The organism is Stenotrophomonas sp. YJH_SMC_37 (genome assembly GCF_059370035.1).
Genome location: NZ_JCAFTG010000017.1, coordinates 1 through 21,324, shown reverse-complemented (window position 1 = coordinate 21,324; position 21,324 = coordinate 1). Strand labels below are relative to the sequence as shown.

15 protein-coding genes are annotated in these 21,324 nt (G+C 67.3%); 7 read left to right on the top strand and 8 right to left on the bottom strand.

Annotated elements, in window-relative coordinates; translation table 11 throughout:
• Positions 1–17: 17 nt before the first annotated feature.
• From AC5P8J_RS18355 to prpB, 6 genes are all read right to left on the bottom strand, one after another.
• The gene (locus AC5P8J_RS18355; protein ID WP_227854358.1) at positions 18–4,925 is read right to left on the bottom strand and encodes an alpha-2-macroglobulin family protein; all 4,908 of its coding nucleotides are present in this window, start codon (positions 4,923–4,925) and stop codon (positions 18–20) included.
• A 163-nt stretch (positions 4,926–5,088) separates the two neighbouring features.
• Positions 5,089–6,549: a bifunctional 2-methylcitrate dehydratase/aconitate hydratase gene (locus AC5P8J_RS18350; RefSeq protein WP_021204422.1), complete on the bottom strand. Its 1,461-nt coding sequence runs from the start codon at positions 6,547–6,549 to the stop codon at positions 5,089–5,091.
• 124 nt (positions 6,550–6,673) lie between these two features.
• Positions 6,674–7,852, bottom strand: coding sequence for a 2-methylaconitate cis-trans isomerase PrpF (prpF, locus tag AC5P8J_RS18345; RefSeq protein WP_227854357.1), 1,179 nt, complete (start codon positions 7,850–7,852; stop codon positions 6,674–6,676).
• A 51-nt stretch (positions 7,853–7,903) separates the two neighbouring features.
• Positions 7,904–10,522, bottom strand: a complete 2,619-nt coding sequence (gene acnD, locus AC5P8J_RS18340) for a Fe/S-dependent 2-methylisocitrate dehydratase AcnD (protein WP_021204424.1) — start codon at positions 10,520–10,522, stop codon at positions 7,904–7,906.
• Between the two features lie 97 nt (positions 10,523–10,619).
• Positions 10,620–11,777, bottom strand: coding sequence for a bifunctional 2-methylcitrate synthase/citrate synthase (gene prpC, locus AC5P8J_RS18335; protein ID WP_005418357.1), 1,158 nt, complete (start codon positions 11,775–11,777; stop codon positions 10,620–10,622).
• A gap of 35 nt (positions 11,778–11,812) precedes the next feature.
• The gene (gene prpB, locus AC5P8J_RS18330; protein ID WP_005418360.1) at positions 11,813–12,706 is read right to left on the bottom strand and encodes a methylisocitrate lyase; all 894 of its coding nucleotides are present in this window, start codon (positions 12,704–12,706) and stop codon (positions 11,813–11,815) included.
• A gap of 154 nt (positions 12,707–12,860) precedes the next feature.
• Between prpB and prpR the strand changes: the two genes are divergently transcribed.
• A complete protein-coding gene (gene prpR, locus AC5P8J_RS18325; RefSeq protein WP_031270801.1) occupies positions 12,861–14,444 on the top strand; it encodes a propionate catabolism operon regulatory protein PrpR in 1,584 nt (527 codons plus the stop codon).
• Between the two features lie 83 nt (positions 14,445–14,527).
• Here the strand turns inward: prpR and pdxH are convergent, their stop codons facing one another.
• Positions 14,528–15,127, bottom strand: coding sequence for a pyridoxamine 5'-phosphate oxidase (gene pdxH / locus AC5P8J_RS18320; RefSeq protein WP_019660049.1), 600 nt, complete (start codon positions 15,125–15,127; stop codon positions 14,528–14,530).
• 40 nt (positions 15,128–15,167) lie between these two features.
• On the opposite strand from pdxH, the gene AC5P8J_RS18315 reads away from it, so the two are divergent.
• Positions 15,168–15,995, top strand: coding sequence for a D-glycerate 3-kinase (locus tag AC5P8J_RS18315; protein ID WP_021204427.1), 828 nt, complete (start codon positions 15,168–15,170; stop codon positions 15,993–15,995).
• Between the two features lie 6 nt (positions 15,996–16,001).
• On the opposite strand, the gene AC5P8J_RS18310 is transcribed toward AC5P8J_RS18315, so the two are convergent.
• A complete protein-coding gene (locus AC5P8J_RS18310) occupies positions 16,002–16,205 on the bottom strand; it encodes a dodecin family protein (protein WP_005410663.1) in 204 nt (67 codons plus the stop codon).
• A 98-nt stretch (positions 16,206–16,303) separates the two neighbouring features.
• Between AC5P8J_RS18310 and AC5P8J_RS18305 the strand changes: the two genes are divergently transcribed.
• From AC5P8J_RS18305 to mdtD, 5 genes are all read left to right on the top strand, one after another.
• Entirely contained in the window at positions 16,304–16,846 is a 543-nt protein-coding gene (locus AC5P8J_RS18305; protein ID WP_111102331.1) for a shikimate kinase, read from the top strand.
• Complete coding sequence (gene aroB / locus AC5P8J_RS18300) at positions 16,843–17,955, top strand: 3-dehydroquinate synthase (RefSeq protein ID WP_111102330.1); 1,113 nt, start codon at positions 16,843–16,845, stop codon at positions 17,953–17,955. The genes AC5P8J_RS18305 and aroB overlap by 4 nt, the downstream gene beginning before the upstream one ends.
• Before the next feature lie 211 nt (positions 17,956–18,166).
• Positions 18,167–18,406: a WGR domain-containing protein gene (locus AC5P8J_RS18295; protein WP_019660053.1), complete on the top strand. Its 240-nt coding sequence runs from the start codon at positions 18,167–18,169 to the stop codon at positions 18,404–18,406.
• 26 nt (positions 18,407–18,432) lie between these two features.
• Positions 18,433–19,515, top strand: a complete 1,083-nt coding sequence (hemE, locus tag AC5P8J_RS18290) for a uroporphyrinogen decarboxylase (protein ID WP_049468774.1) — start codon at positions 18,433–18,435, stop codon at positions 19,513–19,515.
• 92 nt (positions 19,516–19,607) lie between these two features.
• A complete protein-coding gene (mdtD, locus tag AC5P8J_RS18285; RefSeq protein ID WP_103282599.1) occupies positions 19,608–21,017 on the top strand; it encodes a multidrug transporter subunit MdtD in 1,410 nt (469 codons plus the stop codon).
• The last annotated feature ends 307 nt before the right edge of the window (positions 21,018–21,324 follow it).

Genomic DNA, 21,324 nt, shown 5'->3' with positions numbered 1-21,324 from the left:
GCGGCCCGTCCGCGCGGTCACGGCTGTACCACCGTGATCGTGGTCGGGTTGCTGCGGCCAACGCCACGCAGCTGCGGCCGGTACATGTCCTCCACCAGCGGTGGCGGCACCGAGTAGGTACCCGGGGTCACCGCGCGCACCAGGTAGAACACGTTGGCCTTGCTGCCACGCGAGAGCTTCAGCGCGGCCACATAGCGGTCGTCGCGGAACTCCTCGTGCTTGGTATCGGCCGCTTCACCGCGGTCGCTGATGGTGATGCCATCGACCACCACATCGGCCCACTGCTTGGCGTCGCCCAGGTTGAAGTTCTCGATCTCCAGGCCCGCCGGCAGCAGGTCGGTCAGCAGCGCATCGGGCATCGTGGTGTCGGCGGTGACGGTGACGCGCACGATCAGTGCTTCGCCTTCCTTCAGCGGTCGCGGCGACCACGGTTTGCCATCGGTACCGAAGTAGCTCCGTTCAATACCCAGCACGCTGTTGTCCGGCGCCGGTGCGCTGCGCGGGATGCCGGCCACGTCGATGCTGGCGAACATCGGCGGCTGCCCCTGCGGAGTGAAGCGCACACCGCTGGCCAGCTCACTGGCGCTGAAGTTGCGGCCGAACAGCTTGCGCTCGCCGATGGCTTCGCTGTTGCCACCGATCACCAGTTCACCGGCCACCAGCGCCTTCTGGTTGGCGGCGAGCGCCTTGCCGAGACGTGCAATCGCCACCTGTTCCTGCGTGCTCAGCCACATCCAGCCGGCATTGCGGCGCGCATCCAGGCCACGACCGAGGTCGACCGCGCGCGCGTCCCAGGCCGGCTTGGCCAGCTTGTTCTCGTGGGTCAGCGCGATCATCAGCGCGTCATCGCGGATCGCGCTGCCGTAGTCGCCGAAGTACGACGGGCGCTCGCTGCTGGACTTGGCGAAGGCCGCCGCCAGCGCGGCCTGGCCACGCTTGGCATCGCCCTGCAGCGACAACGCCACGCCCAGATGGACCAGCGACAGGCCGCCCACCGCCTTGCTGCGCTCGTTGTCGTACAGCGTGCGCAGGGTACCGAGCGGTGCACGGTTGACCCGGGCCAGCACGTAGCCCGAATAGGCCTGGTTGGCGAACTTCAGCTTCTCGCGGTCGTCCTGGCCGTAGAACTGGTTGCCGCCGGACAGCAGATCCTCGCTAAGCCGGTTGAGCGCCTTCTGCAGCACGTTGTCGGGCACCGCGAAACCGGCATCCTTGGCGTCGAGCAGGAACTCGGCGATGTACGGGGTCAGCCACGGGTTCACGTAGCCGTCGTCACCCCACATCGAGAAGTTGCCGTTGGCCACCTGCATCGACGCCAGGCGACCGAACGCACCTTCCATGCGCTCGCGACGCGTCTTGGCATCCAGGCCGTCGGCACCGAGCATCGACGACGTCGCCTGGTCCAGGATCAGCGCCGCGTAACCCTTGCTGGTGGTCTGCTCGGCACAGCCATATGGATAATTCAGCGCGCCCTGCAGTGCACTGGCGAACGGAATCGGCGGCAGCGGGCTGACCAGCAGGCGGGCATTGACCGACTCCGACATCAGGCCATCGGTCAGGCTGTTGTCGAGGCTGACCGCCGCCAGCGGATCGAGCGTACGCACCTGCGAACGCAGCACCTGCGGCCACGCCGCACGCACCGGCAGGTCGTAACGGCGATCGGCCTTGAAGCCGTTGCCGTCCACCCGCACCCGCACCTTGGCCACGCTGTGGCCCTCACGCGCGGACAGCGGGAAACTCAGCGTGGTCTTAGCATCGGCATTCAACTGCACGCTGCGGCTGCCCTCACCCAAGTTCAACGGGCCCTCGCTTTCCACCTTCACGTTGAACTGCCCCGGCTTGCCTGTGAAGTTCTGCACGTCCAGGGTCACGGTGCTGCGGTCGCCCGGGGCCAGGACGCGCGGCATGCTGGCTTCGGCCAGGATCGGCGCGCGTACTATGGTTTCCACGTCGCGCTTGCCGTACTGGTCATCGCTGTAGACCAGCGCCGACACCCGCAGGGTGCCGTTGAAATCCGGCACCTTCAGGCGGATGCGGGCATTGCCCTTGGCATCGAGCTGCACCGGGCCGGAGAACAGGTCCACGGTCTGCACGCGCGCGGTCGGGCGCTTGGCCTGCGGCAATGCCTGCAGTGCCATGTCGCCACCGAATTTCAGCTTGCCGCTGCCACCATCGAAGCTCTCGATCACCCGGCTGTAGATGTCATAGGCATCGATGCCGAGGCGACGCTGGGCGAAGAAGTGCGCGCCGGCGTCGGGCACCGGGAAACGGGTGATGTTGAGGATGCCCACGTCCACCGCCGAGACGGTGACGTGCGCCATCTTGCCGGCCAACTGTGGTGCGCTGACCGTCACCGGCAGGTCCTGCTCCGGGCGCATCTGCTTGGGCGCGGCCAGGCCGACGGCCACGGTGCGGCCCTTGCGGTCCATCGGCACATGCACCACACCCACGGCACGGGCCGGAGTGATCTTGCTCGGCGCACTGCCGCCACGGAACACCAGCGCGGTGATGTAGACGTCGTGGCGTTCCCAGTCAGCGGTGACCGGAATCTTGAAGGTCGAACCCGGCTTGGCCTCGATGTCCTGCACGTACAGCATGCGGTCGGTCTCGACCATCAGGATGCCCTTGCCGGCATGCGGCGGGGTCACCGTCACTTCCAGGGTGTCGCCGGCCTTGTAGCCGGTCTTGTCCAGGCCCAGCTTGACCTTGTCCGGGCGCGCGTCCAGGCCGCGGTTGTCATCGCCCCAGCTCCAGCCGGCGCGGAACGGGTAGCGGCTGGTCAGGCCGGTGGACGGATCGAACACGTCCACGCGGTACTCGCCCCACTCCACCGGGAAATCGAAGGCGACCGCGCTGCCGCCGGCATCGACGGTGCGCGTTTCCTTGTTCTCGAAACGGCGGGTGAAGTCGTAGTCCCAGCGGTTGTCGTTGAAGGTCCAGTGGTAGTCGCGCAGCTCGCGCACCAGGGTGATCTTCAGGCCCTTGGCTGGCTGCGGTGTGCCGGCGGCATCCACGCGCATCAGTTCGAAGCGTGCGTTGCCGTTGGAATCAGCACCATCGTCGGGGTTGAACAGCGGCCGCACGCCGACCAGCGCGTTGGCCGGCCACATCACCCGCTTCAGGGTCCGGGTGACCGTGCGGCCACCGGTTTCATACAGGCTGCCGGACAGCACCACGGCGATCGGTGCCTTGGCCTTGGCCGCCTCTTCCGGCAACGCCACATCCTCACGCAGCTGGCCATTGGCCGGCAGCGCGGTATCGATCACGTCCTTGGCCTCGCGCGGCAGCTGCAGGGTCGGGTCACCGAAGAAATAGCCCGGCAGGCCGTCCACCGGCTTCTGTTCGGCGGCCACCGCCATGCGTGCGGTGAAGCGGTTGCCATCGGCCGGTGCGCCATACAGGTAGGCACCATTGGCCTGCAGGCGCAGGTCCTCACCCGGCTTCAGCGTCTTCTGCGCACTGTCCAGGTCCAGCTTCATGCGTTCGGGCAGGAACTCCTCGATGCGCAGGGTCATGCCCTGGATCGCTTCCTTGCTGGCCGGGTCGGTGCGGAACTCGACCTGCCAGCGCCCGGTCGGCGCCTCGGCGGGGATCACCTGCTCGAAATTGATGTAGCCCTGGTCGCCTGGCTGCAGGCGGGTCTCGCGGAACGTCTTGCCGTCGGGCTGCTTCAGGCGCAGGAACACCGGTTGCGCCTTGACCGGCTTGCCATCGTTATCACGCAGCAGCGCGGACAGGCGCACGGTCTCGCCCGGGCGGTACAGGTCGCGGCCGGACCAGGCATAGACATCGAACCATGCGTTGTCGCGGCCGGCCACGGCGAATTCGCTCAGGTCCAGCGCTGGCTGGTTGAACGGCAGGAAGCTGGTGTCCTTGCCGCTGCTGGCGACCAGCACGTGGGTGGCATCCAGGGTGTAGTTCAGCAGCGCATTGCCGTTGCCGTCGGTGCTGCCCTTCAGCACCACCTCGCCCTTGGCGTCGAGCACGCGCAGGTCGATGCCCTTCAGCGGCGCGCCGTCCTTGAGACCGGCGGTATGCACGAACAGCTTGTCCTTGTAGGCGCGGGTGTGCAGGCCGATGTCACTGACCGAGAAGAACGCGGTATCGAATTCGCCCTCATAGTCGCCGGTGCGCTTGAGCAGTGCGAAGTACAGGCCCGGCTCCTGCAGTTCCTTGATGTCCTGGGTCGGCAGGTAGGTCAGCACCCGCTCGTTCTGCTTGCCGCCAAGGATGAAGCGGTTGACGTAGACCGGCTCGGCCAGCTTGTTGATCGGGCTGCGCTCGTAGTCGCTGCTGAGCTCCCAGCTGCCACGGCGGCCACCGCGCTGGTACTGGCTGAAGAAGGTCGGCAGGTCCTTCTCGCGCACGCGCAGAAACTCGACGTCCACTTCCGGCACGTTCACCGAGACCACCGGCAGGCCACGGCTGTCCTTGGCCGGCAGCACGCTGCCCTGCGAGGCGAACCCAACCACCGGCTTCAGCTCGCCGCTGAACACCTTCTGCTTCAGTTCCTTGCCCAGCCGGCTGCCATCGGCGGCCAGCAGGTCCGGCGAGACCACCAGGCTGAATTCCTTGCCGGCCTCGACGAACGGGTAGCGCAGGGTCAGGCCGTCATCGGACAGCGTCCAGCTGCTGTCGTCGGTGCCGACCTTCTCCTCGAAGCGCACCAGCGTGTCGAAATCCTGGGTGCCGACCAGCGGGCGCGAGAACTCCAGCGCCAGCGACAGGCCGTCATTCTTCTGGTCCGGGTAGGCGCGCAGAAGGGTGAATTCCTTCACCTGCTCGGCCTTGGTGGTGATCGCCTCGCCACTGGCCTTGGGCAACTGCCCGCTGTCGTTGCGGCAGCCGGCCAGGCCCAGCAACAGGCCTCCTGCCAGTACCGCCGCCGCCCATCCCCACCGCTTCCGCCGTGCCGGACCGCTCATGTCGTCACTCCTTGATCGAGGTGGCCATTATAGGCAGGCCGCGTCAAGGTGTTGACGCGAATTCGGCAATCGCCCCGGGTGCGGGTGGTGCCGGCCGCTGGCCGGCAACCGGCATGGCAGGTTGGATGGGATTGCCGGCCAGCGGCCGGCACTACCGATCAAACTACCCCGGCAGGTACAGGTCCACGTAGTCGGTCACCGGCATCGCGGCCAGCGCCACCGGGTCCAGTGAAGCGGCCCAGATGCGCTGCTGCTGGGCGGTCGGGAAGCGGTGGGCCAGGTGCCGGCGGAACTTGTCCATCAGCAACGGAATGCCCTCCTCACGTCGGCGCGCGTGGCCCAGCGGGTATTCCACCAGTACCTCGGGCAGCTCAGTACCGTCGCTGAAGCGCACGCTCAGGCCGTTGGCGATGCTGCGCTTGCCCGGGTCCAGGTAATCGGCGCTGAGCTGCGGGTCCTCATTGCAGGCCATCTTCGCGCGCAGCGCATCAATGCGTGGATCGGCAGCAACGTCGTCCTCGTAATCCTCGGCCACCAACCGCCCGTGCAGCAACGCGATGGCGACCATGTACTGCACGCAGTGATCGCGGTCGGCCGGGTTATGCAACGGCCCCTGCTTGTCGATGATACGGATGCAGGCTTCCTGGGTGCGGATGGCGATGTGCGCGATGTCCTCGACCCGCCGTTCCATCGCGCGCAGCTGCTGGTGCAGCGTGACCGCCGCCTCCACTGCAGTCTGGCCGTGGAACTCGGCCGGGTAGCTGATCTTGAACAGCACGTTCTCCATCACATAGCTGCCCAGCGGTCGCCCCAGCGTCAGTGCCTGACCGTGCATGGATACGGCCTCGAAACCCCATGTCGGTGCACTCAATACGCTGGGGTAGCCCATCTCGCCGCTGGCTGCCATCAGCGCCAGACGCACGCCACGACTGGTCGCATCGCCAGCGGCCCAGCTCTTGCGCGAGCCGGTATTGGGCGCGTGACGGTAGGTTCGCAGCGCCTGGCCATCTATCCAGGCCAGCGACACTGCATTGAGCATGCGTTCGCGATCCAGCCCGAGCAGCTGCGAGACCACCGCGGTGGTGGCCACCTTGACCAGCACCACATGGTCCAGCCCGACGCGGTTGAAGGAATTCTGCAGCGCCAGCACGCCCTGGATCTCGTGCGCCTTGATCATCGCAAGCAGCACGTCGTGCACGGTCGGCGGCGGACGACGCAGGGCCTGCGCGTTGCGTCCCAGCCAGTCGCAAACAGCCAGGATGCCGCCGAGATTGTCGGAAGGATGGCCCCACTCGGCAGCCAGCCAGGTGTCGTTGAAATCCAGCCAGCGCACCATTGCGCCGAGGTTGAAGGCGGCCTGCACCGGGTCCAGCACGTAGTGCGTGCCCGGCACGCGCGCGCCGTTGACCACGCTGATGCCCGGCACCAGTGGACCGAGCAGCTTGCTGCAGGCCGGGAAGGCCAGCGCTTCCAGGCCGCAGCCCAGCGTGTCGAGCAGGCAGTAGTGCGCGGTCTGGAAGGCCAGAGGCGAGTCGATGCGGGCGTCGCGTACGTAATCGACGATGTCCACCAGCAGCGCATCCCACGCTGCACGCTCGTTGGATGGGGTGTGGCTGTCGGACATCGTCGATCTCCTCGTTGCGGTGCACGGTTGCCCGTGCACCATGCCAACCAAGGTTGGCATCTACCAAAGCAATCGATCTCTGCGGCCCGGTAGTCGCCAACCTTGGTTGGCGTTTACCAACGCATCACTCGGCCGGCACCCGCACCTTGCCTTCCATCAATACGCGGGCGCTGCGGCTCATGATGGCCTTGGTCACCGTCCACTGGCCGTCAACGAGACCTGCCTCCGCACCCACGCGCAACGTGCCCGAGGGATGACCGAACGTAACCGCTTCGCGTTCGCCGCCACCGGCGGCGCGATTGACCAGCGTGCCCGGAATCGCCGCGGCGGTACCGATCGCTACGGCGGCGGTACCCATCATTGCGTGATGCAGCTTGCCCATCGACAACGCGCGCGCATGCAGGTCGATGGCCGACGCCGGAATCGCCTTGCCACTGGACGACACGTAGTCCTGAGCCGGTGCAACGAATGCCACCTTCGGCGTGTGCTGGCGGGTCGCGGCGTCTTCCAGTTTCGGGATCAGGCCCATGCGCAGCGCGCCGTAAGCACGAATGGCCTCGAATTTCTGCAGAGCCGCCTTGTCTTCGTTGATTGCAGGCTGCAGCTCGGTGCCGGTGTAGCCCAGGTCGGCCGCATTGAGGAAGATGGTCGGAATGCCGGCCGTGATCATGGTCACCTCGAAGCTGCCCACGCCGGGCACCTCCAGGGTATCGACGAGATTGCCGGTCGGGAACATCGCGCCCGCATCGCCGTCATCGGAAGGATCGATGAATTCCAGCTGGATCTCGGCCGCCGGGAAGGTCACGCCATCCAGCTCGAAATCGCCGGTCTCCTGCACTTCGCCATCGCGCATCGGCACGTGGGCGATGATGGTCTTGCCGATGTTGGCCTGCCAGATGCGTACGGTGCACAGGCCATCGCGCGGCACGCGGGCGGGATCGATCAGGCCATTGGCAATCGCGAACGGGCCGACCGCGGTGCTGAGGTTGCCGCAGTTGCCGCTCCAGTCGACGAAGGCGGTGTCGATCGAGACCTGGCCGTACAGGTAGTCCACGTCGTGGTCCGGCACCGAGGCGGTGGAGATGATCACGCACTTGCTGGTGCTGGAGGTGGCGCCGCCCATGCCATCGGTCTGCTTGCCATATGGATCGGGCGAGCCGATCACGCGCATCAGCAGCGCATCGCGTGCGGCACCTGGCACCTGCGCGGCTTCCGGCAGGTCCTGCAGGCGGAAGAACACGCCCTTGCTGGTGCCACCACGCATGTAGGTGGCGGGAATACGGAGTTGCGGGAGGAAGGTCATGGATGTGTTCCTTGCAAAGAAAGACGGCCCGTTGCCGGGCCGTCGGATGTCTTACGCCACCTTGGCGCCTTCCAGGAAGTCCTGGGCGAAGCGCTGCAGCACGCCGCCGGCCTCGTAGATCGCCACTTCCTCGTCGCTGTCCAGGCGGCAGGTGACCGGCACGATCACGTCCTGGCCGTCGCGGCGGTGGATGACCAGGGTCAGCTCGGCACGCGGGGTACGCTCGCCGATCACGTCAAAGGTCTCGGTACCGTCGATGCCCAGGGTCAGGCGGGTGGTGCCCGGCTTGAACTCCAGCGGCAGCACACCCATGCCGATCAGGTTGGTGCGGTGGATGCGTTCAAAGCCTTCGGCCACGATCGCTTCCACACCTGCCAGACGCACGCCCTTGGCGGCCCAGTCACGCGAGCTGCCCTGGCCGTAGTCGGCACCGGCGATGATGATCAGCGGCTGCTTGCGCTCCATGTAGGTCTCGATCGCTTCCCACATGCGCATCACCTTGCCTTCCGGCTCCACGCGCGCCAGCGAACCCTGCTTCACGCTGCCATCGTCGTTGCGCACCATTTCGTTGAACAGCTTCGGGTTGGCGAAGGTGGCGCGCTGTGCGGTCAGGTGGTCACCGCGGTGGGTAGCGTAGGAATTGAAGTCCTCTTCCGGCAGGCCCATCTTCGCCAGGTATTCGCCGGCGGCACTGGACGCCAGGATCGCGTTGGACGGCGACAGGTGATCGGTGGTGATGTTGTCCGGCAGCACCGCCAGCGCCCGCATGCCTGCCAGTGTGCGCTCACCGGCCAGTGCACCCTCCCAGTAGGGCGGGCGGCGGATGTAGGTGCTCTGCGGGCGCCAGTCGTACAGCGGGCTGACTGCGGCACCGTTCTCCACGCGCACGTTGAACATCGGGTTGTAGACCTTGCGGAACTGCTCAGGCTTCACCGAGGCCTTCACCACCGCGTCGATCTCGGCATCGCTCGGCCAGATATCCTTCAGGCGCACCTCGTTGCCATCGGCGTCCACGCCCAGCACGTCCTTCTCGATATCAAAGCGAACGGTGCCGGCGATGGCATAGGCGATCACCAGCGGCGGCGAGGCCAGGAAGGCCTGCTTGGCGTACGGGTGGATGCGGCCATCGAAATTGCGGTTGCCCGACAGCACGGCCGTGGCGTACAGGTCACGGTCGATGATTTCCTGCTGGATCTTCGGGTCCAGCGCACCGCTCATGCCGTTGCAGGTCGTGCAGGCGAAGGCGACGATGCCGAAACCGAGCTGCTCCAGGTCAGGCAGCAGGCCGGACTCTTCCAGGTACAGCTGCACCGCCTTCGAGCCGGGCGCCAACGAGGACTTCACCCACGGCTTGCGCAGCAGGCCACGTTCGTTGGCCTTGCGCGCCAACAGTGCTGCGGCGATCACGTTGCGCGGGTTGGAGGTGTTGGTGCAGCTGGTGATGGCGGCGATGATCACCGCGCCATCGGGCATCAGGCCCTGTGCCTGCTCGGCCTTGCCCGCTGCCAGCTTGGCCTCGTCGGCGATGCCGCGCTCGGCCAGCTCGGCGGTCGCCACGCGCTTGTGGGGGTTGGACGGGCCGGCCATGTTGCGCACTACGCTGGACAGGTCGAAGCGCAGCACGCGCTCGTACTGCGCGGTGGCCAGGTCGTCAGCCCACAGGCCAGTGGTGCGGGCGTAGTTCTCCACCAGCGCCACCTGCGATTCCTCGCGGCCGGTCAGGCGCAGGTAATCGATGGTCTGCCCGTCGATGTAGAACATCGCGGCGGTCGCGCCGTATTCGGGGCACATGTTGGAGATGGTGGCGCGGTCACCGATGGTCAGTGCCGCCGCCCCCTCGCCGAAGAATTCAAGGTACGCGCCGACCACGCGCTCCCTGCGCAGGAATTCGGTCAGCGCCAGCACCACGTCGGTGGCGGTGATGCCCGGCTGCGGCCTGCCGGTCAGCTCGACGCCGATGATGTCCGGCAGCCGCATCCACGAGGCACGACCGAGCATCACGTTCTCCGCTTCCAGGCCGCCCACACCAATGGCGATCACACCCAGCGCATCCACGTGCGGGGTGTGGCTGTCGGTGCCCACGCAGGTGTCGGGGAAGGCCACGCCGTCCTGCACGTAGATCACCGGCGACATCTTCTCCAGGTTGATCTGGTGCATGATGCCGTTGCCCGGCGGAATCACGTCCACGTTCTGGAACGCCTGCTTGGTCCAGTCGATGAAGTGGAAACGGTCTTCGTTGCGGCGATCCTCGATGGCGCGGTTCTTCTCGAAGGCCTGCGGATCGTAGCCACCGCATTCCACCGCCAGCGAGTGATCGACGATCAACTGCACCGGCACCACCGGATTGACCTTGGCCGGGTCACCGCCCTTGTCAGCGATCGCATCACGCAGGCCGGCCAGGTCCACCAGAGCAGTCTGGCCGAGGATGTCGTGGCACACCACGCGTGCCGGGAACCACGGGAAGTCGAGGTCGCGACGGCGCTCGATCAGCTGCTTCAGCGAATCGCCGAGCGTGGCCGGATCGCAGCGGCGCACCAGGTTCTCGGCCAGCACGCGCGAGGTGTACGGCAGAGTGGCATAGGCGCCGGGCTGGATCGCATCGACGGCGGCGCGCGCGTCGAAATAGTCCAGCGCGCTGCCGGGGAGGTTCTTGCGGTAATCGGTATTCATGGGCTGGCGGAATGCTTGGGGCGGGCCGGGTGCCGGCGGTGCGGCGGCGAAAGCATCCGGCCGGCACGCGGCCGGCCGGATGAGTACAGCAGGTGGATCAGACGCGCTTGTCGATGGCGACGAAGTCGCGGTCTTCCGGACCGATGTAATTGGCGCTCGGGCGGATGATCTTGCCGTCGATGCGCTGCTCGATGATGTGCGCGCTCCAGCCGGCGGTGCGGGCGATCACGAACAACGGAGTGAACATCGCGGTCGGCACGCCCATCATGTGGTAGCTGACCGCACTGAACCAGTCCAGGTTCGGGAACATCTTCTTGATGTCCCACATCACCGATTCCAGGCGCTCGGCGATGTCGTACATCTTCATGCTCGACTGCTCTTCGGACAGCTCGCGGGCCACGTCCTTGATCACCTTGTTGCGCGGATCGGACACGGTATAGACCGGGTGGCCGAAGCCGATCACCACTTCCTTGCGCTCGACGCGGGCCTTGATGTCTTCCTCGGCTTCATCCGGGTTGTCGTAGCGCTTCTGCACTTCGAACGCCACTTCGTTGGCACCGCCATGCTTGGGACCGCGCAGCGCGCCGATGCCACCGCAGATCGCGCTGTACATGTCGCTGCCGGTGCCGGCGATGACGCGGCAGGTGAACGTCGAGGCGTTGAACTCGTGCTCGGCGTACAGGATCAGCGAGGTGTGCATCGCCTTCACCCACGAGTCCTGCGGCTTCTCGCCGTGCAGCAGGTGCAGGAAGTGGCCACCGATCGAGTCATCGTCGGTCTCCACGTCGATGGCACGGCCGTTGTGGCTCCAGTGGTACCAGTACAGCAGCATCGAGCCGAGGCAGGCCATCAGCTTGTCGGCAATGTCGCGCGCGCCCGGGTGGTTGTGGTCGTCCTTCTCCGGCGCCACGCAGCCGAGCACGGAGACACCAGTGCGCATCACGTCCATCGGGTGTGCCGACGGCGGCAGTTCTTCCAGCGCGGCCTTCACCGCGGCCGGAATGCCACGCAGCGACTTCAGCTTGGCCTTGTACGAAACCAGCTCGGCGCGGGTCGGCAGCTTGCCGTGCACCAGCAGGTAGGCGATTTCCTCGAATTCGCTGGTGTTGGCCAGGTCCAGGATGTCATAGCCACGGTAGTGCAGGTCGTTGCCGCTGCGGCCCACGCTGCACAGCGCGGTGTTGCCGGCAGCGGTGCCGGACAGGGCGACGGACTTCTTCGGCTTGAAGGTGGGGGTTGCGGTCGTATCGTTCATGTTTCCCTCCGAAACTTGATGGTGCAGGGTACTGCTTATTTCTTGGCGGCGAACAGCGCATCGAGCTGCTGCTCGAAGGCGTGATAGCCGATGCGGTCGTACAGCTCTTCGCGGGTCTGCATGGTCTCCACCACGTTGCGCTGATGGCCATCGCGGCGCACCGCCTGGTACACGTTCTCGGCCGCCTTGTTGGCCGCGCGGAACGCCGACAGCGGGAACAGCTGGATGGCGACGCCGGCCGAGGCCAGTTCATCGCGACTGAACAGCGGGGTGGCACCGAATTCGGTGATGTTGGCCAGCACCGGCACCTTCACCGCATCCACGAAGCGGCGGTAGGTGTCCAGATCGTAGGCGGCCTCGGCGAAGATGCCGTCGGCACCGGCCTCGACGCAGGCGATGGCGCGCTCGATCGCCTTGTCCACGCCGTCCACCTGGATGGCATCGGTACGCGCGATCAGGAAGAAGTCCGGATCGGTCTTGGCATCGGCAGCGGCCTTCACACGGTCCACCATTTCGCCCTGCGAGACGATTTCCTTGCCCGGACGGTGACCGCAGCGCTTGGCGCCAACCTGGTCTTCGATGTGGCAGGCGGCCGCGCCTGCCTTGATCAGCGACTTCACGGTGCGCGCGATGTTGAACGCACTCGGGCCGAAGCCGGTGTCGATGTCGACCATCAGCGGCAGGTCGCAGACATCGGTGATGCGGCGCACGTCCACCAGCACGTCTTCCAGGGTGTTGATGCCCAGGTCCGGCAGGCCCAGCGAGCCGGCGGCAACACCGCCACCAGACAGGTAGATGGCGCGGAAGCCGGCGCGCTTGGCCAGCAGGGCGTGGTTGGCGTTGATCGCGCCGATCACCTGCAAGGGCGATTCGGCAGCCAGCGCCTCACGGAAGCGGGCACCGGCGGAGAAAGGGGCGGAAGCGGTCATGCGGCGATCCAGGTTGAAGTACGGGACAGAGGGCGCAAGCCCCGTGCCAAGCTGCAAGCCTTTGATTTCACAGACATGACCACCCCGCAACAGTGAAACATATGAAACATTGAAACGGATGTATCATGAAACATTCCGACCAATTGCTGCCGTCATGTACCTGCCCCGCACCCCGCTGCGCCACGCCGATGCCGACCCCGGCCGTCCGGTGATCTGGACCGTCAGCGTTTCGCGCCTGACCGGCCTGCTCGGCGACGTCATCCCCGAGTTCGACCGCCGTGCGCGCATCGAGCAGATCAACCTCGGCTTCGAGGAAGCCGTGGACGTGATCGGCAAACGGCTGCGCCGTGAGCATTGCGACGTAGTGATCGCCGGCGGCTCCAATGCCGCCTGGCTACGCGGGCGGCTGGAGCTGCCACTGGTGCCGATCCAGGCCAACGGCTTCGACCTGATGGAAGCGCTGGCCCGTGCCCGCCGCATAGCCAGCCGCATCGGCCTGGTCACCCACGCCAGCGACGTGCCGGTGTTCAGCAACTTCCAGCAGAGTTTCGGCCTGGATATCGAGCATCGCCGCTTCGTCACCCGCGAGGACGCGCGCGACTGCATCGCCGACCTGCGCGCCAACGGCATCGAGGTGATCGTCGGTACCGGCATGGCCATCGACCACGCCGAACAGGCCGGCTTGCCCGGCGTGCTGCTGTACTCCGCCGATTCGGTACGGCAGGCGTTCGAACACGCACTGGAGCTGACCCAGGCCTTGGCCCGCTCCGGTGGCAACCGCGCTGCCCCGCGCCCGCGCCCTGCAGCGCGTGCAGACGCGCCTGAACTGCTCGGCGACAGCGAGGCCATGGCACAGGTGCGCGCACAGATCGCGCTGTACGCCCCACATGACAGCACCGTACTGGTCACCGGCGAAACCGGCACCGGCAAGGAACTGGTCGCGCGCCAGCTGCACGCCGCCAGCGGTCGTCGCGGACGCTTCGTGGCGCTGAACTGCGGCGCGATCAGCGAATCGCTGCTGGAAGCGGAGCTGTTTGGCTACAGCGATGGCGCCTTCACCGGCGCACGTCGTGGCGGCCGCGTTGGCCTGGTCGAGGCCGCAGACGGCGGCACGCTGTTCCTGGATGAAATTGGTGAACTACCCCTGCCGCTGCAGACCCGCCTGCTGCGCGTGCTGGAAGAACGCGAGGTGCTGCGTGTCGGTGCCACCGAACCGACGCCGGTCGACCTGCGCGTGGTGGCCGCCACCCTGCAGTCGCTGGAGCAGCGCGCGGCGACCGGTAGTTTCCGTCGCGACCTCTACTACCGCCTGGCCGCGCTGCGGATTGCCCTGCCCTCGCTGCGGGCGAGGCGTTCGGACATCCCGCTGCTGGCACACCACTTCTTCCGCCAGCTGCGTGGCATCGACGCGCCATTGGATGAGGATGCACTGGCGGCGCTGAGCGCAGCCCAGTGGCCCGGAAACGTGCGCGAACTGCGCAATCTGGTGGATCGACTACGCATCCACTGGCAACCCGGTGAAGGGCTGATTGATGCCGCGCGACTGCTGCAGCTGGCGCCTGAGCTGGTTAAGGAAGGCGTCGCGGCACTGCCAGTGGAAAGCAACGGCAAGCGACCGCCGCGTGCGCAGCTGGAGGCGCTGCTGCAGGAACACCGCAATGACCGCGAAGGCATGGCACAGGCGCTGGGCGTCTCACGCACCACGCTGTGGCGGTGGCTGCGTGCGGAAGGTTTGTAGAGCCGAGCCCATGCTCGGCTGCTTCTGCAGGGACAACAGCCGAGCATGGGCTCGGCTCTACAGCAGCCCGGCACCGCCCTGACTTACGGATACAGCAGGCGCTTGCTCCAGCGCCCTTCGGCGCCGGCTTCATAGCACCAGCGTTCGTGCAGGCGGAACTGCGCGCCGTACCAGAACTCGATGCGGTCAGGCACCACGCGCAGGCCGCTCCAGCCGTCGGGGCGCGGCACGTCCTTGCCTTCGAAGCGCGCTTCGACCTCGGCCACGCGCGCATCGAATTCCTCGCGCGTTGCCAGCGTCTTCGACTGCTGCGAGGCCCACGCGCCGATCTGGCTCATGCGCGGGCGGCTGGCGAAATAGGCGTCGGCCTCAGCATCGGCGACCTGCTCGACACGGCCCTCGATGCGTACCTGGATGCCGGCCTCGCGCAGGCTGCGCCACAGGAACAACAGCGCGGCCTGCGGATTGGCCTGCAGCTCACGGCCCTTGTGGCTGTCCAGGTGGGTATAGAAGACGAAGCCGCGCTCGTCGAAGGCCTTCAGCAGCACGGTGCGCGCCGAGGGACGGCCCTGCGTATCGGCGGTCGCCACCGTCATCGCGTTCGGCTCGACCTCGCGGCTCTGCCTGGCCTCTTCGAACAGGGCGGCAAACGTGGACAGGGCTTCTGCGTACAGGTCGCTCATGATTGCGTTCTTCTCACACGGATTGGGCTATTGTGGCTGCATGGCCGCTGCTGCGTATATGCCCCAGGTGAAAGGATTCCCCGAAACATTGGCCGAACAGGTGCTGGACGATGCACTGGGCAGCGGCGCAGCAGTTCCAGTATTGGCGATCAGCGGCCTGCAGGGGAGCGGCAAATCGACGCTGGCCGCGCAGGTGGTGGCCCGCGCCCAGTCGCGCGGCCTGAACGCAGCCACGCTGTCCATCGATGATGTCTACCTCACCCGCGCACAGCGCCAACGGCTGGCCCGCCAGGTGCATCCGCTGCTGATCACGCGCGGCCCGCCGGGCACCCACGACCTGACGCTGGCCCACGCGGTGCTCGACGCCGTAACCGCACGCCAGCCTTTGGCGATGCCCCGCTTCGACAAGCTGGCCGACGAACGCGTGCACGAAGCGCAATGGCCGCGTATCGAGCAGCCCCTCGACCTGCTGGTGTTCGAAGGCTGGTTCCTGGGCACGCCGGCGCAGGATGACGCCGCGCTGGACAGCCCGTTGAACGCACTGGAGCGCGAAGCCGACGCCGATGGTCGCTGGCGGCGCTGGTGCAACCAGGTGCTGGCCCGCGACTACCCGGCGCTGTGGCAGCGCTGCGACCGCCTGTGGTTCCTGCAGCCGCCGGATTTCTCGGTGGTACCGCGCTGGCGCTGGCAGCAGGAGCAGAACCTGCAGGCCGCGCAGCCGGGCCGGCACGGCATGAGCCGGCCACAGCTGGAGCGCTTCGTGCAGTACTACGAGCGGGTCAGCCGCCAGGCGCTGCATGCCCTGCCCGCCCTGGCCGACCACGTGGTGGTGCTGGACGGCCAGCGACAGGTGCAGGACGTGCGCTGAGCGCGCCTATTCCACCAGGAAGGTCACCCGCAGGTTGACCCGCCATTCGGTGATTTCGCCGCTGCCATTGGTCACCACCTTGGTCTCGTTCACCCAGGCGCCCTGGATGCCCTTGACCGTCTCGGAGACCTTCTTCAGACCGCTGCGCACGGCGTCCTCCACGCTCTTCGGCGAGGAGGCGGTGATTTCGATGACCTTGGCGACCGTCATGGCCTGTACTCCGGTTGGCGCGGGAAACCCCGCAGGAACGCCTACCCTGACGTGAAGGACGTAAAGGCCGGGGCACGGAGGTGTTAGCATCAGAGGGCATGAATCCTGCTCCGAACCTGATCCTGATCGGCCCGATGGGCGCCGGCAAAACCTGCATCGGCCGCCGCCTGGCCGAGCGCTTCACGCTGGACTTCGTCGATGTCGACCAGGCCATCGTCGACGCCGCCGGCGCCAGCATCCCGACCATTTTCGAGCACGCCGGCGAAGCCGGCTTCCGCCACCATGAACGCCAGGCCCTGGCCCGTGTGCTGGAAGGCCGCGGCCAACTGGTCTCCACCGGCGGCGGAGCGGTGCTGGATCCGGACAACCGCGCATTGATTGCCCGGCGCGGCTTCGTGGTCTACCTGCGGGTCGGCGTGGCCGCGCAGCTGGAACGCCTGGCCCGCGACAAGGGCCGGCCGCTGCTGCAGCGCCCGGACCGCGAGCAGGTGCTGCATGATCTGGCCGCACAGCGCGACCCGCTGTACCGAGAACTGGCCGACCTCACGCTCGATACCGACCCGTATACCGCTGCCGACGCGACTGCCCAACTGGTAGTCAAGCTGGCCACGCAATGGCAGCGCCAGGACATGACCACATGACTTCCCCCGCCCTGCTGCAGGTCGCCGTTGGCGGCGATCGCCCCTACTCCATCACCATCGGCGCCGGTGCCCTGGCCGATGGCGCTGCACTGGTTTCACACGTGCGCGGCCGCCATGTGCTGCTGCTCAGCGACAGCGAAGTGGCTCCGCGCTATCTGGCGTCGGCCAAGCAGACGCTGTTGGCCGCACGCCCCGACCTGATCGTCGGCGAGCACGTGCTGGCCGCCGGCGAAGCCTCCAAGACGCTGGCCGAATTCGGCCGTGCGATCGAAGCGCTGGCTGCGCTCGGCGCCACCCGCGATGCCTGCGTGTTCGCGCTGGGCGGCGGCGTGGTCGGTGATCTCGCCGGCTTCGCCGCGGCCTGCTGGATGCGTGGCGTGGACTGCGTGCAGCTGCCCACCACCCTGCTGGCGATGGTCGATTCGTCAGTCGGTGGCAAGACTGCGGTCGACATTCCGGCCGGCAAGAACCTGGTCGGCGCCTTCCATCCGCCACGCGCGGTCATCGCCGATACCCGCGTACTGGCCACCCTGCCGCCGCGCGAGCTGCGTGCGGGCCTGGCCGAAGTGGTGAAGTACGGCGCGCTGGGTGATGCCGTGTTCTTCGAATGGCTGCAGCAGCATGCCGATGCGCTGCTGGCCGGCGAGGATGCTTCTCTGGCCGAAGCCATCGCGCGCAGCTGCCGGCACAAGGCCGCCATCGTCGAGCGCGATCCGTTCGAGAAGGGCGAACGTGCCCTGCTCAACCTCGGCCACACCTTCGGCCATGCCATCGAAACCGAGCAGGGCTACTCCGCGCCCGGCCGCGATGCGCTGAACCATGGCGAGGCAGTAGCGGTGGGCATGGTGCTGGCGGCGAAGCTGTCCACCGAGCTGGGCCTGGCCGACGATGCCGACCGCGTGCGCCTGCAGGCACTGCTGGAACGCCTGGGCCTGCCGGTGGCAATCCCGGCCGGGCTCGACCCGCAGGCCCTGCTCGGCCGCATGCGCCTGGACAAGAAGAACGTGGCCGGCCGCCTGCGCCTGGTGCTGTGGCGCGGTATGGGGCGTGCCGAAGTGGTGCCGGACGTGGATGAGGCGGCGGTGCTGAAGGTGCTGTCGGGCCGGTAGAGCCGAGATGCGCGAGGGGATTGCCGGCCAGCGGCCGGCACTACCGGGATGCGCGGGAGGATTGCCAGCCAGCAGCCGGCACGACCGGGCTGCGCGGCAGGATTGCCGGCCAGCAGCCGGCACGACCGGGCTGCGCGGCAGGATTGCCGGCCAGCGGCCGGCACGGCCGCGTTGCGGCCGGGGTCACTCTGGCCCCGCTACAATCGTCGGCATGCACGTCTACCTGCAACATCCCGACGCCGGCGCGCAGGCACCGCGCTTCCTGCGCCTGAGCCTGCAGCCGGACCTGTTCGGCGGCTGGGAACTGTTGCGCGAGAGCGGTCGCGTCGGTGGCCGCTCGCAGCTGCGGCGCGAGCTGTTCCTGCAGGCCGACGAAGCCCGCCATGCCTTCGAGAAGGCCCGCGATGCCGAACTGCATCGCGGTTTCCAGATCCTCTCGCACGGCGACTGACGCCGCTGCCAACTTTCGTCCAAGGAATGCCCATCGTGACCAGCCCTCTCCGCAACGATCGCCTGCTGCGCGCCCTGCGCCGCGAACCGGTGGACTGCACCCCTGTCTGGCTGATGCGCCAGGCCGGCCGCTACCTGCCGGAGTACCGCGCGACCCGGGCCAAGGCCGGCAGCTTCCTGGCCATGGCCAAGACCCCGGAGATTGCCTGCGAAGTCACCCTGCAGCCGCTGCGCCGCTTCCCGCTGGATGCGGCCATCCTGTTCTCGGACATCCTCACCATTCCCGATGCGATGGGCCTGGAGCTGTACTTCGTCGAAGGCGAAGGCCCGAAGTTCCGGCACCCGGTGCGCGACGAAGCCGCCATCGCCCGGCTGGCGGTGCCGGACATGGAACAGGACCTGGGCTACGTGATGGATGCGGTACGGCTGATCCGCCGCGAACTGGACGGCCAGGTGCCGCTGATCGGCTTCTCCGGCAGCCCGTGGACACTGGCCTGCTACATGGTGGAAGGCGGTGGCAGCAAGGACTTTGCGCGCATCAAGGCCATGGCACTGAACCACCCGCAGGCCCTGCACCGCCTGCTGGAGGTCACCACCGACGCCGTGATCGCCTATCTCGGCGCGCAGCGCGCGGCCGGTGCACAGGCGCTGCAGGTGTTCGACACCTGGGGTGGCGTACTGTCGCCGTCGATGTACCGCGAGTTCTCGCTGCGCTACCTGCAGCGCATCGCCGAGGAGCTGGAGCGCGGCGAAGGCAGCGAGCGCACGCCGCTGATCCTGTTCGGCAAAGGCACCGGCCTGCACCTGGAAGCGCTGTCGCACACCGGTGCCGATGCGCTGGGCCTGGACTGGACGCTGGACCTGGACGAGGCACTGCGCCGCACTGGTGGCCGCGTCGCCCTGCAGGGCAACCTCGACCCGACCACGCTGTACGCCTCGCCGGATGCGATCGCCGCGGCCGCCGCACGCGTGCTCGACACCTATGCCGCCGGCAACGGCGGCTCGCGCGAGGGCCATGTGTTCAACCTTGGCCACGGCATGTCGCCGGACATGGACCCGGCACACGTCCAGGTGCTGGTCGACGCGGTGCACGCGCACAGCCAGCGCTGAGCATTCCGCAGGCCATCACGGCGCGACCTTGATCGCGCCGTGACCCGCAGTGCGCGATCATGGCGGCCCCCACGCTGCACCGGCCGCACGCCATGCCTACATCGTCATCGACCTACAACCGCCACCGTCCCCTGCTGTGGCTGGTGTCCCTGGCGATCTTCATGCAGATGCTGGACTCGACCATCGTCAACACGGCGTTGCCGGCGATGGCGGCCAGCCTGGGCGAGAGCCCGCTGCAGATGCAGTCGGTGGTGTTCAGCTATGCGCTGGCGGTGGCCACCTTCATTCCCGCCTCGGGCTGGATTGCCGACCGCTATGGCACCCGGCGCACCTTCCTGGTGGCGATCATCCTGTTCACCCTCGGCTCGCTGGCCTGCGCGTTGGCCCAGCACCTGCACCAGCTGGTCGGTGCGCGCGTGCTGCAGGGCATCGGCGGTGCGATGCTGCTGCCGGTCGGCCGGCTGGCGGTGATGCGGTCGGTGCCACGCGAGGATTTCCTGCGCGCGATGAGCTTCATCGCCATCCCCGCGCTGGTTGGCCCGCTGATCGGCCCCACGCTGGGCGGCTGGCTGGTCGAGATCGCCTCATGGCACTGGGTGTTCCTGATCAACCTGCCGATCGGCGTGATCGGTTTCATCGCCGCGATGAAGATCATGCCCGACCACTACGCCAGCCATCGCACCCGCTTCGACCTGCGTGGCTACATCATGCTGGCCTTCGCGATGGTGGTGCTGTCGCTGGCGCTGGACGGCATCTCCGGCCTGGGTACGCCACATGCGCTGGTGATGCTGATGACCGTGGCCGGCCTGGCTGCGCTGGTGGGTTACTGGCTGCACGCCGCCAACTCCACCGCGCCGTTGTTCTCGCTGGCCCTGTTCCGCGTGCCCAGCTACCGCATCGGCATCCTCGGCAACCTGTTCTCGCGCATCGGCAGCAGCGCCATGCCGATGCTGATCCCGTTGCTGTTGCAGGTCGGCCTGGGCCTGGGCCCGATGAACGCCGGCCTGATGATGGTGCCGGTGGCGGCGGCCGGCATGGTGTCGAAGAAGCTGGCGGTAAAGCTGGTCGAGCGCTACGGCTACCGCCGCGTACTGATGGTCAACACCGTGCTGGTGGGCCTGGCGATGGCCAGCTTCATCCTGATGACACCGGGCCAGCACCTGGCCTGGCGCCTGCTGCAGCTGGCGTTCTTCGGTGCGGTCAATTCGCTGCAGTTCACCGTGATGAACACCGTAACCCTGCGCGACCTGGACCGCGAGTTCGCCAGTTCCGGCAACAGCCTGCTGTCGATGGTGATGATGCTCGCCGCCGGTTTCGGTGCTGCGGCGGCCGGCAGCCTGCTGGCCGCGTTCGGCAACCACCTGGACAGCAACAGCGCGACCGCCGCGCTGCATGCCACGTTCCTTTGTGTGGGCGCGATCACCCTGACCTCGACGATGATCTTCTGGCAGCTGCCGGATACCAAGCCGGAGCCACGGCAGGTCGAGCACGTCGCGGAGTGAGGGTGGTTCGGCAGGGCCTGCGGCCCTGCACCCGCGGTAGTGCCGGCCGCTGGCCGGCAACAGCAACAGCCAAAGCGGCATTCCGTGGGTTGGCGGGGCGGTGTCGCAGCGCGGGGACGCCGCAAGTACGTCCCTGTAGGCTTGGCAGCCGCATCCATGCGGCTGACTGATCTGGCCCCCTGAAAACGGACGCCATGAAGCCGTTTCAGGCGGCAGCCCGGAGCTGCCGGGCGTAGTTGTTAGGCGAGTGGTAGCCCAGCGCCGAGTGTAGCCGGGCTGGATTGTAGAAGCCGTGGATGTAAGCAGC

Excerpts from the sequence above, each read along its gene's own strand:
- AC5P8J_RS18355 (WP_227854358.1), bottom strand. The coding sequence starts at position 4,925 with ATGAGCGGTCCGGCACGGCGGAAGCGGTGGGGATGGGCGGCGGCGGTA.
- AC5P8J_RS18350 (WP_021204422.1), bottom strand. The coding sequence starts at position 6,549 with ATGTCCGACAGCCACACCCCATCCAACGAGCGTGCAGCGTGGGATGCG.
- prpF (WP_227854357.1), bottom strand. The coding sequence starts at position 7,852 with ATGACCTTCCTCCCGCAACTCCGTATTCCCGCCACCTACATGCGTGGT.
- acnD (WP_021204424.1), bottom strand. The coding sequence starts at position 10,522 with ATGAATACCGATTACCGCAAGAACCTCCCCGGCAGCGCGCTGGACTAT.
- prpC (WP_005418357.1), bottom strand. The coding sequence starts at position 11,777 with ATGAACGATACGACCGCAACCCCCACCTTCAAGCCGAAGAAGTCCGTC.
- prpB (WP_005418360.1), bottom strand. The coding sequence starts at position 12,706 with ATGACCGCTTCCGCCCCTTTCTCCGCCGGTGCCCGCTTCCGTGAGGCG.
- prpR (WP_031270801.1), top strand. The coding sequence starts at position 12,861 with ATGTACCTGCCCCGCACCCCGCTGCGCCACGCCGATGCCGACCCCGGC.
- pdxH (WP_019660049.1), bottom strand. The coding sequence starts at position 15,127 with ATGAGCGACCTGTACGCAGAAGCCCTGTCCACGTTTGCCGCCCTGTTC.
- AC5P8J_RS18315 (WP_021204427.1), top strand. The coding sequence starts at position 15,168 with ATGGCCGCTGCTGCGTATATGCCCCAGGTGAAAGGATTCCCCGAAACA.
- AC5P8J_RS18310 (WP_005410663.1), bottom strand. The coding sequence starts at position 16,205 with ATGACGGTCGCCAAGGTCATCGAAATCACCGCCTCCTCGCCGAAGAGC.
- AC5P8J_RS18305 (WP_111102331.1), top strand. The coding sequence starts at position 16,304 with ATGAATCCTGCTCCGAACCTGATCCTGATCGGCCCGATGGGCGCCGGC.
- aroB (WP_111102330.1), top strand. The coding sequence starts at position 16,843 with ATGACTTCCCCCGCCCTGCTGCAGGTCGCCGTTGGCGGCGATCGCCCC.
- AC5P8J_RS18295 (WP_019660053.1), top strand. The coding sequence starts at position 18,167 with ATGCACGTCTACCTGCAACATCCCGACGCCGGCGCGCAGGCACCGCGC.
- hemE (WP_049468774.1), top strand. The coding sequence starts at position 18,433 with ATGCCCATCGTGACCAGCCCTCTCCGCAACGATCGCCTGCTGCGCGCC.
- mdtD (WP_103282599.1), top strand. The coding sequence starts at position 19,608 with ATGCCTACATCGTCATCGACCTACAACCGCCACCGTCCCCTGCTGTGG.